This window comes from Paraburkholderia bonniea (assembly GCF_009455625.1).
Classification (GTDB): domain Bacteria; phylum Pseudomonadota; class Gammaproteobacteria; order Burkholderiales; family Burkholderiaceae; genus Paraburkholderia; species Paraburkholderia bonniea.
This window is the reverse complement of sequence record NZ_QPEQ01000001.1, coordinates 3,144,417-3,157,094: the sequence shown is the minus strand read 5'-3', so window position 1 is coordinate 3,157,094 and position 12,678 is coordinate 3,144,417. Positions and strand designations below refer to the sequence as shown.

At 59.8% G+C, this 12,678-nt stretch carries 10 protein-coding genes and 1 pseudogene; 3 read left to right on the top strand and 8 right to left on the bottom strand.

Annotated features, from left to right (window positions below; translation table 11 throughout):
- Positions 1–366: 366 nt before the first annotated feature.
- The 3 genes and pseudogenes from ada to gshA all read left to right on the top strand — a co-directional run.
- A pseudogene (gene ada, locus GH656_RS13895) lies at positions 367–1,404 on the top strand (bifunctional DNA-binding transcriptional regulator/O6-methylguanine-DNA methyltransferase Ada); the annotation flags it as partial.
- Positions 1,405–1,724: 320 nt separating this feature from the next.
- Positions 1,725–2,684: a DNA-3-methyladenine glycosylase family protein gene (locus tag GH656_RS13890; protein WP_153076473.1), complete on the top strand. Its 960-nt coding sequence runs from the start codon at positions 1,725–1,727 to the stop codon at positions 2,682–2,684.
- A gap of 339 nt (positions 2,685–3,023) precedes the next feature.
- Positions 3,024–4,652 (top strand): glutamate--cysteine ligase, encoded by a 1,629-nt coding sequence (gshA, locus tag GH656_RS13885; RefSeq protein WP_153076472.1) that lies wholly within the window; start codon positions 3,024–3,026, stop codon positions 4,650–4,652.
- Between the two features lie 59 nt (positions 4,653–4,711).
- Here the strand turns inward: gshA and GH656_RS13880 are convergent, their stop codons facing one another.
- The 8 genes from GH656_RS13880 to GH656_RS13845 all read right to left on the bottom strand — a co-directional run bounded on the left by GH656_RS13880 (position 4,712) and on the right by GH656_RS13845 (position 12,552).
- Positions 4,712–5,581 (bottom strand): hypothetical protein, encoded by an 870-nt coding sequence (locus GH656_RS13880; protein ID WP_153076471.1) that lies wholly within the window; start codon positions 5,579–5,581, stop codon positions 4,712–4,714.
- A gap of 88 nt (positions 5,582–5,669) precedes the next feature.
- Complete coding sequence (locus GH656_RS13875) at positions 5,670–6,122, bottom strand: YchJ family protein (protein WP_246184273.1); 453 nt, start codon at positions 6,120–6,122, stop codon at positions 5,670–5,672.
- Positions 6,123–6,232: 110 nt separating this feature from the next.
- Positions 6,233–7,360 (bottom strand): acyl-CoA dehydrogenase family protein, encoded by a 1,128-nt coding sequence (locus GH656_RS13870; protein ID WP_153076469.1) that lies wholly within the window; start codon positions 7,358–7,360, stop codon positions 6,233–6,235.
- 12 nt (positions 7,361–7,372) lie between these two features.
- Positions 7,373–8,050, bottom strand: coding sequence for an SDR family oxidoreductase (locus GH656_RS13865; protein ID WP_153076468.1), 678 nt, complete (start codon positions 8,048–8,050; stop codon positions 7,373–7,375).
- Between the two features lie 220 nt (positions 8,051–8,270).
- Positions 8,271–9,464: an acetyl-CoA C-acyltransferase gene (locus GH656_RS13860; RefSeq protein WP_153076467.1), complete on the bottom strand. Its 1,194-nt coding sequence runs from the start codon at positions 9,462–9,464 to the stop codon at positions 8,271–8,273.
- Positions 9,457–10,233 (bottom strand): carbonate dehydratase, encoded by a 777-nt coding sequence (can, locus tag GH656_RS13855; RefSeq protein ID WP_153076466.1) that lies wholly within the window; start codon positions 10,231–10,233, stop codon positions 9,457–9,459. Before can ends, GH656_RS13860 begins: the two co-directional genes overlap by 8 nt.
- Positions 10,234–10,281: 48 nt before the next feature.
- On the bottom strand, positions 10,282–12,072 hold the full coding sequence (gene aceK / locus GH656_RS13850) for a bifunctional isocitrate dehydrogenase kinase/phosphatase (protein WP_153076465.1): 1,791 nt from the start codon (positions 12,070–12,072) through the stop codon (positions 10,282–10,284).
- Between the two features lie 69 nt (positions 12,073–12,141).
- Positions 12,142–12,552: a MerR family transcriptional regulator gene (locus GH656_RS13845; RefSeq protein WP_153076689.1), complete on the bottom strand. Its 411-nt coding sequence runs from the start codon at positions 12,550–12,552 to the stop codon at positions 12,142–12,144.
- Positions 12,553–12,678 lie beyond the last annotated feature (126 nt).

Below are 12,678 nucleotides of genomic sequence, written 5' to 3'. Positions count from 1 at the left end.
AAATGCGGGCAAAAAAAAGCCCGCTCACTAGGGGGCGGGCTGAATCCATATCAGGAGGAGACATGGAGGAGACAGAAACGACTATACACACGGGGTTGATGCAGCGCAATAATTTTTTAAGGGAAAACCCGATGAGGTGGCAATTTGTCGCACAGACAAAAAAGGGTACGAGCGCGAAGGTGCGAGTGAGCGGAATGCGGTATGGGGCTTGGGGCATGCGCTGAAATAGCGCTCAAACCTACACGAGAGCGCAACCAGCGGGCAATAAGAGCACAAAGAGCATGCAATGAAAGAGCAAGAAGCGGGGCGCACCGCCTTTTCTTGCGCGCTACATTGGGCTTTATCCCAACTTCTTTCCGAACCGCGATGACCTCTGCCTATCTGACCGATGCCGAACGCTGGCAAGCCGTGATGAGCCATGACCCCCAGGCTGATGGGGCATTTTTTTATGCGGTCCGGACGACTGGCGTGTTTTGCCGTCCTTCATGTGCGTCACGCCAGCCGAAGCGGGAGAACGTCCGTTTTTTCAATACCGTCGAAGAAGCCAGCGAGGCGGGCTATCGCACCTGTAAACGTTGTCAGCCAGGCAATTTGCCGCGCGATCTGGCGCTGGTCGAGCGCGCGCGTGCGGTGCTGGATGCGCATCTGCAGCAGCGTTTGACGCTGGCCGAACTCAGCGCGGCGGTTCATCTCAGCCCGTTCCACCTGCAGCGGCTGTTTACCCGGGTGGTCGGCGTTTCGCCGCGCCAGTATCAGGCCGCCCAGCGTGGCAAGACGCTGCGTGATGCGCTTCAGGCGGGGGCGAATGTCACTCGGGCTAGTGCTGACGCGGGTTTTGCCTCGGCTTCGCGTCTGTATGACGCGGCACCCGCTGAGCTGGGTATGGCACCTGCGGCGTTTCGTCGTCAGGGCGCGGGGCAGACCGTGCATTACGCGCTGGCATCGACCACGCTGGGTTGGATGCTGATCGCCGCGACCGGGCAGGGCATCTGCCAGATTGCTTTCGGTGAGGATCCCGGCGCGCTCGTTGACGCGTTGCGCACTCAGTTCGCCCGGGCGGATCTGCGCGTTGACTCCGAGCGGCTCGCACCGTATATCGGCCAGGTGAACGCATATCTGCACGGCTCGCGCCAGCGTTTTACGCTGCCGCTCGATGTGCCGGCGACGGCGTTTCAGCGGCGCGTCTGGGATGCGTTGCAGCAGATTCCTTACGGCGAAATTCGGAGTTACTCCGAGATTGCCAGCGTTATCGGCCGCCCCCGGGCCGTGCGCGCGGTGGCGAGCGCTTGCGCGGCAAATCCGGTGGCGCTGGCGATTCCGTGTCATCGCGTCAAACAAAAGGGCGGGGCGCTGGCGGGTTATCGCTGGGGGCTGGCGCGTAAGGCCGCTTTGCTGGCTGCTGAGGTGGGCGGCTCCGCTGTTGTGCTGCCTTTGGTGTTGTCGCAAGAGTTGCAAAAGCCGCAAGAGTTGCAAGAGCCGCAAAAGCCGCAAGAGCCGCAAGAGCCGCAAGAGTCGCAAGAGTCGCAAGAGTCGCAAGAGTCGCAAGAGTCGCAAGAGCCGCAAGAGTCGCAAGAGTCGCAAGAGTCGCAAGAGCCACAAAAGCCACAAAAGCCACAAAAGCCACAAAAGCCACAAAAGCCACAAAAGCCACAAAAGCCACAAAAGCCACAAAAGCCACAAAAGCCACAAAAGCCACAAACGCAACCACAAGTGGATGATCTCGCGTGAAACCGAAGCCGCCGACGCCTCAAACGCCTCCTGCCAGCCGTTCCGGCAGTGTCACGCTAACGCTGCCCTACACCGCGCCATTCGATTGGCCCCGGCTGCTGCGTTTTCTGGCCGGACGCGCCACGCCAGGCGTGGAGGCGGTTGACGCTAACACTGACACTTATCAGCGCGTCGTCGAATGGGCGGGCGTTAGCGGCCTGCTGACGGTGCGCTGTGAGCCGCAGCGTGCGGTCTTGCTGGCGCGTCTTGATGGCGCGGTGAGCCAGCATGCCGATGCGCTGGCCAAGCCATTGACACATCTGTTCGATCTGCACGCAGACCCTGGCGCGATTCAGGCGCATTTTTGCCGTGATCTATGGCTGGGCCCGTTGCTTGCCGCCGCGCCTGGCTTGCGGGTGCCGGGCGCATGGTCCGGTTTCGAACTGGTGGTTCGGGCCATCGTCGGTCAGCAAGTCAGCGTGAAAGCCGCTACCACGCTGACCGGCCGGCTAGTGCAGCGGGCCGGTCAGCTCATCGTTGAAGCCGGGCCAGCGGCTCAGCCGGGGTGGCGTTTCCCGACACCCGAGCGCCTCGCCAGCGCCGATCTGACGAACATTGGCATGCCAGGCAAACGTGTCGCGGCGCTTCAAGGTTTTGCGCAGGCGGTGGCATCTGGCGACTTGCCGCTAGAGCCTGCTGCGGCCGACTGTGCCACGTTGCGTGCGAAGTTGCTGGCGTTGCCGGGCATTGGTCCCTGGACCGTCGAATACGTGGCGATGCGTGCGTGGCGCGATGCCGATGCCTGGCCATCAACTGATCTGGTGCTGATGCAGGCAATCATGGCGCGCGAGCCGGCGTTGGTGCGGCCGGCGCAGCAGCGCGAGCGCACGGAGGCATGGCGGCCCTGGCGGGCCTATGCGGCGATGCATCTGTGGAATGAGATCGCCGACCGGGCGGGTGCCGCGCGAGGCGGATAACACAATGCATGACAGCGGCCGGGCACGAGGCCGCAGACGGCTGTTGCATCAACTCGCTCAGCATTGAAAAACCGTGCGCGGCACAGCCAGGAACGAGTTTAGAAACGGCACGGAGAAACGACACGGAGAAATGGCACGGAGAAATGGCACGGAGAAATGGCACGGAGAAACAGCGCTGAAAAACAGCGCGGAGACTCGCTGAAATGGCCATCGGGCGGCCTCAAGCAGGTCTTGTAACGAGGTGTTAAAGTGCCCGCTACCAAAAAACTGTGCCGACCATTCTCACGAATCTCACGGTGCGATTGCGACACACCGGCCGCCAACATTCCACTCGTCTCAATGCCAAACACCACTCCTTCGCACCATCACGATGCGCTTGCGCACCGCCTGTCCGTGCTGACAACTGAGCCTGAATCCGGGGCCAAACGCACCGCGCTGCTTCAGGGCTTGCGCGGCATTGAAAAAGAAAGTCTGCGCGTCACACCTGAAGGACAACTGGCCATGACGCCGCATCCCCGCGCGCTGGGTTCGGCGCTGAGCCATCCATCGCTCACGACCGATTATTCCGAAGCGCTGCTCGAACTGATTACACCCGCCGAAAAAGATATCGCCATCACGCTCGACAAGCTCGATGAGTTGCACCGCTTCGTCTACGCCAGGCTTGATGGCGAGATGCTCTGGAATAACTCGATGCCCGGTTTGCTGCCCGCGCGCGATGAGGATATTCCGCTGGCGCAGTACGGCACATCGAATATCGGCCGGCTCAAGCATGTGTACCGCATGGGCCTGGCGTTGCGATATGGCCGCACGATGCAGTGCATCGCGGGCATTCATTACAACTATTCACTGGATGAGGAAGTGTGGCGGCTGTTGCATGCTGAGCAGCAGTCCACTGCTCGTGCAGTTGATTTCCAGTCCGAACGATATCTTGGGCTGATCCGCAATTTCCGACGCACCAACTGGCTGCTGATGTATCTGTTCGGGGCCTCGCCTGCGCTGGACCGGCGTTTTCTGCGTGGCCGTGAGCACACGCTTGAAACCTTCGATGCCGACACGCTGTACCGCCCTTACGCGACCAGTCTGCGCATGAGCGATCTGGGTTACTCGAACACCACCGCACAAGCCGCGCTGCACGCCGATTACGACACCTTGCCCGGATATCTCGATGGCCTCGCGCAAGCGGTCAGCCAGCCGTATCCGCCTTATGAGGCGATTGGCACGCGGCGCGATGGTCAATGGGTGCAGATCAATACCAACGTGCTGCAAATCGAAAACGAGTTCTACTCGACGATTCGTCCCAAGCGCGTCACGCATCCGGGGGAGCGTCCACTGCAGGCGCTGGCCGCACGGGGTGTGCAGTACGTCGAAGTGCGCTGCATGGATATCGACCCGTTCGAGCCGACGGGGATCTCGCTGGAAACTTCCCGTTTTCTGGATGCGTACTTGCTGGTGTGCGCGCTGGATAACAGCCCGCCATTGCCGCCAGCGGCTTATGCCGAAGCCAACCGGAATTTCGGCATGGTCACGCTGGAGGGGCGCAAGCCCGGGCTTGAGCTGGTGCGTGACGGTCAGCCGGTGGCGATGCTGGAGTGGGCCGACGCGTTAATGGCGCAGATCGAGCGCGCAGCGGCGACGCTCGATGCATTGCGTGGCGATGACGTGCATGCCCGTGCGGTGGCGGCTCAGCGAGCCAAGCTGGCGGATGCCTCACTTACGCCGTCGGCGCGAGTGTTGCAAACCATGCGTGAACGCGGCCAAAGCTTTCTTGCATTTGGTCTGGCGCAAAGCGCGGCGCATGCGGCGCATTTTCGTGCGCAGCCGCTGGATGCCGCGCAGACCGAGGCGTTTGTCCAATTGGGCGAAGCGTCACTCGCGGAGCAGGCGCGGCTGGAGCAGGAGGAGGCGGGCTCGTTCGATGCGTTTATCGCGGCGTATGGGGCTTATACGCTGAACCGGTTTAGTGTTTGAGATGGCGGGCGGCCGGGGATCGTTTGTTTGAATCCCCGGCTGAAGGGATGTGCTTAGACTTAGACCTTGTTTGAATTTCCAAGGGGCTGGCGCATCAGATAATCTTCAATTTCTTTGTCCAGCACGGCATTCTGGATGCAAATATCCTCTTCTATATCGTGTGGTGCCAGAAGCCGGTTATTTTGCAGAAGTTTTTCAGCATCGAATTTGATTAGTAAGTCGTATTTTTGATCAATATCCCTGAGCTTGGCGTCATACGAATCTTTATCTTGTTTGGTGACGGGATTTTCGCTGGGGGATGATTTTTTATATAAATCGGTGAAATCTTTTTTAATTTTTAGTTTTTCATTTAGCACGAGATGAAGCATCGTGTCGCCACTGCCAGCTTGTTTTGCGTTGACATAGGCTCCGTTATTTAGAAATGATTCAATTTGCCGGTAGTCGTTGATGTAGTTAAAAAGATGATCGCTCATCTTTTTTTGAAATGGGGTGAGGGCGGGTTGCGGCAAATCTTTGATGTATTTAATCTCCTTGGCTTTTTTGAGTGAAAATGTCGAAATGCTTGAGGAGATGATTGCCTGATTTTCGTCGGAACAGTTTTCTTTTTCGGACATATCGGAGCAGGTGCTTGTTTCATCGTTAAAATCATCAAGCTCTCCAATAGACCCAGGGCTGGATTGTCCCGAATTTAAAGGGGATAACTCACTATCCGCGCCCGAGCGTTTTTTATTAGATGTGGTCGAAAATATTTTCTTGCCGAAAAAACCCGTGAATTTCGAAAATTTCTCCTGCGCGACTTGTTTGGCGCGTTGTATCGAAGAGGGTTTAACGGCAGATTTTTTCTTGCTTTCTGGCGGAGGGTTACCTGGTATTAGCCGAGCGCGTCCGCTCAGATCGTTTTTGTTTGTGCTTGTTGTTTTAAATAGCATCTTCGTCTCCTTCATCGGGCCCCATTAATCGGGTGGCGAGAGGGTAACACTTTGGCTCGCGGAGTTCTATCGGTGTACCCCCTTGGCTTTAAGTTTCCTGCACGTCGCCATCCAGATAGCGCCAGTGGCCATCCTCGCCACGCACGAAGCGGCTGAGTTCCTGCAGCCTGTGGGCGCGGCCTTGCACCTTGTAGCGCGCGACAAACTCTACTTCGGCATGTTGTGCATCACGCTCGATAAAACGATTGATCTGCAAGCCTAACCAGCGTGGCGCATCTGGCGCTGTCAGGCTTGCGTCGGTCTCCAGGGTTGCTGGGCAGGTTTGCTCGGCCCAGCTTGTTCGCAGATACGCCGTGTTTCCCAGCACATAGGCGCTATAGCGTGAGCGCATCAATTCCAGCGCATTGGTGGCGGCTTCGCCCCCTTCGAGAAAGCGTCCACAGCATTGCGCGAAGAGCGGTGCATGGGCGTTGCTGCGTTGCCCGGGCAGTGCGCCGCCACAGGGGCACAGTGCGGGCTGGGGAGTTGTCAGGTGTTTCACAGGTAGCGTCGTCAGGTCAGGTTACGTCGAGGCAAGGCAATTCAGGAGGAGAAAAAGGGTGCGGAGCGTGGGCCGCAGACTGCGGCAGCGAGTGCGGATTAAGTTGAGCCTCAAGCCAGCCCGCGCGCGATCAGAATTTTTTGAATGTCGCTGGTGCCTTCGTAAATCTGGCACACGCGCACGTCGCGGTAGATCCGCTCCACTGGAAAATCATTCAGGTATCCATAGCCACCATGCACTTGCAGCGCAGCTGAGCAAATGCGCTCAGCTGCTTCCGAGGCGAATAGCTTGGCCATCGCGGCTTCGCTCAGGCAAGGCTGGCCAGCGTCTTTCAGGCGGGCGGCATGCCATACCAGTTGCCGGGCCGCTTCCAGTTGCGTCGCCATTTCCGCTAGCCGAAACTGCACCGCCTGGTGCGCAAACAGCGGCTGGCCAAAGCTCTCGCGTTCTTTGGCGTATTTCAGCGCGGCCTCGAAGGCTGCGCGCGCCATGCCAACGCTTTGCGCCGCGATGCCGATGCGCCCGCCTTCGAGGCCGGAGAGTGCGATGCGATAGCCCTCGCCTTCTGCGCCGATGCGGTTGGCGAGTGGCACGTGGCAGTCTTCAAAAATAATTTGCGCGGTATCGGATGAATGCTGGCCGAGCTTGTGTTCGATGCGGGCGACGACATAGCCAGGCGTATCGGTTGGCACGATAAACGCGCTGATGCCGCGCTTGCCGGCTGCGGCATCGGTGAGCGCCAGCACGATAGCCACCTGGGCGTTCTTGCCGCTGGTGATGAACTGTTTGACGCCATTGAGGCGATACGTGTCGCCATCCCGGGTGGCGGTGCTGCGCAGCGCTGAGGCGTCTGATCCAGCTTGTGGTTCGGTCAGGCAAAACGCGCCTAGCTTGTCGCCGCGTGCGAGCGGTGTGAGCCACGTGCGTTTTTGCGCTTCGTTGCCATGGCTGAGCAAGACGCTGCACACCGGGCAGTTGTTTACCGAAATCACCGTTGAGGTGCCGCCGTCGCCTGCCGCGATTTCTTCGAGAATCAACGCGAGCGCGAGCGTATCGAGCCCTGCGCCGCCGTAGGCTTCTGGCACCAGCACGCCATAGACACCGAGTTCGGCTAGTTGGCGGTGTACTTCATGAGGAAAAGTGTGATCGCGGTCCCACTGGGCCGCGTGCGGCGTGATGACTTCGGCGACGAAAGTGCGCATCGCGTCCTGAATCATCCGGTGATCCTGGTCAAGCATGCGGGGTTCTCCTTACCACTCGATCGGGCTGCCGTCGTACTGGAAGAATTGCCCGTTGCATGCGGCGGGTGCGCTATGGGCTTGGGCAATCACGTTGCGCATGCCCGCGACGCTGTGTTCCGGGTCGATTGCGGCTTGCGCACCCCCCATGTCGGTGCGCACCCAGCCAGGATGGAGCGCGAGGCATGCCGCGTGACGAGCCTGCAATGAGGTGAGTTTCAGTGCGTCGTTTAGCGCGGCTTTGCTGACGCGATACAGCCAGCCAGTCGTGCCGCTTGCCGCGCCAATGCTACCCATCTTGCTGGAGATCACCGCTAGTACGCCGTGTGCCGCTTCGACGCGTGGCAGCAGCTCGGGCAGTAATTGCATCGGGCCGCGCACGTTGGTGTTCATCACGTGCGCGAAGTCTTCCGCACTGATGTTCTGCACGCTTTCCGTGCGCGGGCCATAGACCCCGGAGACGATGATTGCCGCGTCCAGCGCTGCGTCATTGAGCTGGTGTGCGAACGCCGTGATCTGGCTGGGCACGGTGAGATCAAGCGCAAAGGTGCGCGCGCCCAGGGCGTCGAGCGCCTCCAGCGCGGCGGGGTCGCGGGCGGTGGCTAGCACTTGCCAGCCCGCACGGAGATACTGACGCGCGAACTCACGGCCAATGCCACGCGAGGCTCCGACAATCAGCGCTGTTTTCATGCTCAGGTTCCTTGCTCAATGGACGGAGAGGTAACAAATGAAGCAGCGAAGCACTACACACACGAAGCATCCGGCACCCGGCCTGAAGTCTGAAGCACCAGACACCAGACACCAGACACCAAACACCAAACACCAAACACCAAACACCAAACACCAAACACCAAACACCAAACACCAAACACCAAACTTGCGCCGGCTGAAGCAGCTCTCCGCCGCGTGTTTACATCAGCTCAATGCCCATCGCGGTCGCTTCGCCGCCGCCGATGCACAAGCTGGCGACGCCGCGTTTCAACCCGCGTTGTCGTAGCGCGCCAATCAGCGTGACGAGGATGCGTGCCCCCGATGCGCCAATCGGATGTCCAAGGGCACAGGCACCGCCGTTCACGTTGACCTTGCTGTGCGGCAGGTAGTGCGCCTGGATGGCGGCCATGGCCACCACCGCGAAGGCTTCGTTGATTTCGTAGAGATCGACTTCGCTGGCGCGCCAGCCGTTCTTGCTGAGCAGTTGCTTGAGCGCGCTCACCGGCGCGATGACAAATTGCGCGGGGGCGTGCGCGAAGGTGGTGTGTCCGACGATCTGCGCCAGTGGCGTCACTCCTAGCCGGGCGGCGGTGGAGGCGCGCATCAGCACCAGTGCAGCAGCACCATCGGCAATCGACGAGGCATTCGCAGCCGTCACGGTGCCATCCGGACTGAACGCGGGTTTGAGTGTGGTGACCCGGTCGAGATCGGCCTTGAAGGGCAATTCGTCCTGGAGAATGGTGACGTCGCCATCGCGTCGCGGCACTGTGACCGAAGCGATCTCCCACTGGAACGCACCGCTTTCGATAGCTTGCCGTGCCCGGTTGAAGGATTCGAGCGCGTAGCCGTCCTGAGCCGCGCGTGACAGATGCAGCGTCAGCGCTGCCGCATCGGCAAACGAACCCATCAGACGGCCTTTTTCATAAGCATCTTCGAGCCCGTCGGTGAACATGTGATCAAGCATCTGGCCGTGGCCCATGCGCATGCCGCTACGCGCTTTGGGCAGCAGGTAGGGCGCGTTGCTCATGCTTTCCATACCGCCTGCTACGAGGACTTCCGCTGAACCTGCCAGCAGCATGTCGTGGGCGAACATCACCGCGCGCATCCCCGAGCCGCACATCTTGTTGACGGTGGTCGCGCCAGTGCTTTGCGCCAGACCCGCGGCAAGCGCAGCCTGGCGAGCCGGGGCTTGCCCCTGGCCCGCTGCGAGCACGCAGCCCATGATGACTTCGTTCACTAGCGTGGGTTCGATACCTGCGCGCTTAAGCGCGGCGGCAATTGCGGCAGCACCAAGCTGAGCCGCGCTGAGCGTGGCGAATTCGCCCTGCAGGGCCGCCATCGGGGTGCGCGCAACGCTGGCAATGACGACGGGATCAGCGGCGGCTTCACTCATGCTTTAGCTCCTTGATAACCCCTGCGACAACAGCGGGCACGTCGCCCAGTTTTGCCGCGTCGGCGGCGACCACATCGTTGTCTGTCGCGTGTGCACGGCTGGCCGAGACTGCATTGACACACGCGGCATAGGTGTTGTCGAGCGCGTCGATTTCGCTGATGGTCATGCCGAGATCGCGGACCCGTCCGTCATGCACGCCATAGGCCCAGCCATGCACGGTGAGCTCCTGGCCGCGCGCCCAGGCATCGTTGACGATGGTGGTGCGGCACACGTTGACTACCTGCTCAATCGTGTTGAGTTCGACCAGCCGCCGGTGACGCGCGTCGCCAAGCGGCCATTCTTCCAGCAGCGCAGCATGTTTGGCGCGCACGTCCTGCACGTGATGCAGCCAGTTATCTGCGAGGCCGACACGCCGTCCGTGCAGCGCCGCGCCTACGCCCGAGCAGCCATAGTGGCCAACCACCATGATGTGCCGGACCTTCAGCAGATCGACGGCGAACTGGATCACCGAGAGGCAGTTCAGATCGCTGTGAACCACGACGTTGGCAATGTTTCTGTGGACGAAGACTTCGCCGGGCGGCAGACCGATGATCTGGTTCGCGGGCACGCGCGAATCGGAGCAGCCGATCCACAGATACTCCGGGGTTTGCTGGTCAGCGAGGCGGGAAAAATATTCGGGATCAGCCGCCAGCTTGCGGCTCACCCACGCATCGTTGTTGTCGAACAGATGGGCGAGTGGGTTGGGTGGGGATGCAGGGTTTGAGTTCATCGCAATCAGGTCGGTTTAATAGCTGGGCCGAAAGACCGGTCCGGGTCATTACAGAATGCGTGACGGTGGGGCAAAGCGTTCTGGATAACGGACGCAAAACCGCTCGCGCTGCTCATAAGGATAAAAATCGGGTAGCTCGCCTTGCAGAAGATGATCTTTGTGCCGCTGCCAGAGTGCGGGTTCAAAAAAGTCAGCATGGTGTTTCAGGAAGGCCTCGCGCACGCGTGGATCGCCCAGCAGGAACGTGCCGTAGGTTTGCGGAAAGATGTCGTGCGGCCCGACGCTGTACCACGGCTCGCCAGACATTTCGTCTTCCTCATGACGCGCCTGGGGCACGGCCCGCACGTTGCAGTCGGTCAGATACTCGATCTCGTCATAGTCGTAGAACACGACGCGGCCATGACGGGTGACACCAAAGTTTTTGTACAGCATGTCTCCCGGAAAAATATTGGCTTGTATGAGTTCTTTGACGGCATTGCCGTATTCCTGCACGCCATGATCGACGTCCTCATCGGTGCCGTTTTGCAGGAACAGGTTGAGCGGCACCATGCGGCGCTCGATATACACATGCCGGATCACGAGCTTGTCGCCTTCGTACTCGATCATCGAAGGCGCTTCTTTTTCCAGCTCACGCAGCAGCGCATCATCCAGCCGCGCGAGCGGCAAAGCGACGCTTGAATACTCCAGCGTGTCGGCCATCCGTCCCAACCGGTCGTGACGTTTCACCAGTTGGTACTTTTCCTGGATCTGGGCGCGGGTGGTTTCCTTAGGGGGCGGGAAGTTGTCTTTAATCAGCTTGAAGACGTAAGGAAACGACGGCAGCGTGAACACCAGCATCACCAGCCCTTTGATACCCGGCGCGATGATGAACGGGTCGCTCGAATGCGACAGGTGATGCAGCAAGTCGCGGTAGAACAGGTTCTTGCCCTGCTTTTGCAGACCCACCGAGGTGTAGATCTCCGCTTTGGGCTTGCCCGGCATGATCGTGCGGAGGAATTCGACATAAGCCGAAGGCACTTCCATATCGACCAGAAAATACGAGTGCGAGAAGCTGAAGATGATGAGCAACTGCTCGCGCTTGAGCAGCACCGTATCGAGCACCAGCTGGCCCCGCGTGACATGGCGCAACGGCACTGCGAAAGGCTGTACCCGGTCGCCGTTGATGATGCGCCCGACGATATACGCCGACTTGTTGCGATAGAACAGCGACGACAGCACGTGAATCTGGAAGTTGGCCGCCTGCTCGAATGAGCCGAATGCCTCATCAATGGCTTGCATCATGCAGGCCACATCACGTGGCAGGTTTTCGAATGAAGGCTTGAGCTGGAAGTTCGTGACGATGCGCGTTAGCGTCTGTTCGAGGCCGTCGCGTGCGGGGTAATACGCCCGGTAAGTGGGCTTGGCAGCGGGTTCGTCGTTCTCGATGTATTCGGTGGAGATCGCGGGCCGGACAAAGATGAAATCGTTATTGAAGTACGAACGATGCAGGATCTTGCAGCAAACCGAATTGAAAAACGTTTCGGCGCATTCGGGCTGGCGATGAGTGGTGAGCAAGCCGATGTAGTGCAGTTTGATCTGCTGCCAGATGTCGTCGTCGATGTTTTCGGCGTCGTATTCGTCTTCAAGCAGCTCGACGCATTCTTGTACGCGTTCGTCGTATGACGTGATGCGCTCGCGGGCCAGCGTTTGCAACGTGTGCCAGTCGGCGTTTTCGAACAGGCTTTTGGCGCGTTGCGCCGCTGCGCGAAAAATCGCGTAGTGCCGCTCGAAGCCTTCGAGCATCGTTTGCGCGACATCAAAGCCGATTTGCGATGACAGCAGTTTGGGGAAGTGATTCATAACGGCCGCGCATTCATCCTGTGTCGTGAAAGCCCGGCGATTGTAGCGCCGGAGCGGGCTAGCGAGGCTTTAGCTGGCGTGGTCCGCGTGCGCGGCCTGGTTGTGTTGCAGCAGCGTGCGGGCTTCGGCTTCGTATTGCGTGAGTTCTTCGAGCGTGGTGTTCAGGTCTTCACGCTGACGCTCCAGCACCTCGCGGTGACGTGCCACGGTGGCCAGAAACGCCTGAAGCTGCGGCACGGTGTCGGTGGGGGAGTCGTATAGATCGAGCAGGTCACGGATCTCGGAGAGCGTGAAGCCCAGCCGTTTGCCGCGCAAGGTTAGTTTGAGCCGGGTGCGGTCGCGTCCTGAATACACCCGCCGCAGGCCGCCTGGACCTTCGCGGCTGGGCGCGAGCAACCCTTGATCTTCATAAAAACGGATCGCGCGGGGTGTCACGTCGAATTCACGCGCAAGCTCGGCAATTGTGTAATGCGGATTCATCGGGATAGTCCGGACAGGCAGCGCAGCAAGGTGGGCGATAAAATCGCCGTTTACGTTATCGTCAACCAGATCAAAGCGCAACCTGCGTCCCCAGTTGCGCACCTCCATGGGCGTCTTTTCCGCGCC

Excerpts from the sequence above, each read along its gene's own strand:
- aceK (WP_153076465.1), bottom strand. The coding sequence starts at position 12,072 with ATGAATCACTTCCCCAAACTGCTGTCATCGCAAATCGGCTTTGATGTC.
- gshA (WP_153076472.1), top strand. The coding sequence starts at position 3,024 with ATGCCAAACACCACTCCTTCGCACCATCACGATGCGCTTGCGCACCGC.
- GH656_RS13865 (WP_153076468.1), bottom strand. The coding sequence starts at position 8,050 with ATGAAAACAGCGCTGATTGTCGGAGCCTCGCGTGGCATTGGCCGTGAG.
- GH656_RS13880 (WP_153076471.1), bottom strand. The coding sequence starts at position 5,581 with ATGCTATTTAAAACAACAAGCACAAACAAAAACGATCTGAGCGGACGC.
- GH656_RS13845 (WP_153076689.1), bottom strand. The coding sequence starts at position 12,552 with ATGAATCCGCATTACACAATTGCCGAGCTTGCGCGTGAATTCGACGTG.
- GH656_RS13860 (WP_153076467.1), bottom strand. The coding sequence starts at position 9,464 with ATGAGTGAAGCCGCCGCTGATCCCGTCGTCATTGCCAGCGTTGCGCGC.
- can (WP_153076466.1), bottom strand. The coding sequence starts at position 10,233 with ATGAACTCAAACCCTGCATCCCCACCCAACCCACTCGCCCATCTGTTC.
- GH656_RS13870 (WP_153076469.1), bottom strand. The coding sequence starts at position 7,360 with ATGCTTGACCAGGATCACCGGATGATTCAGGACGCGATGCGCACTTTC.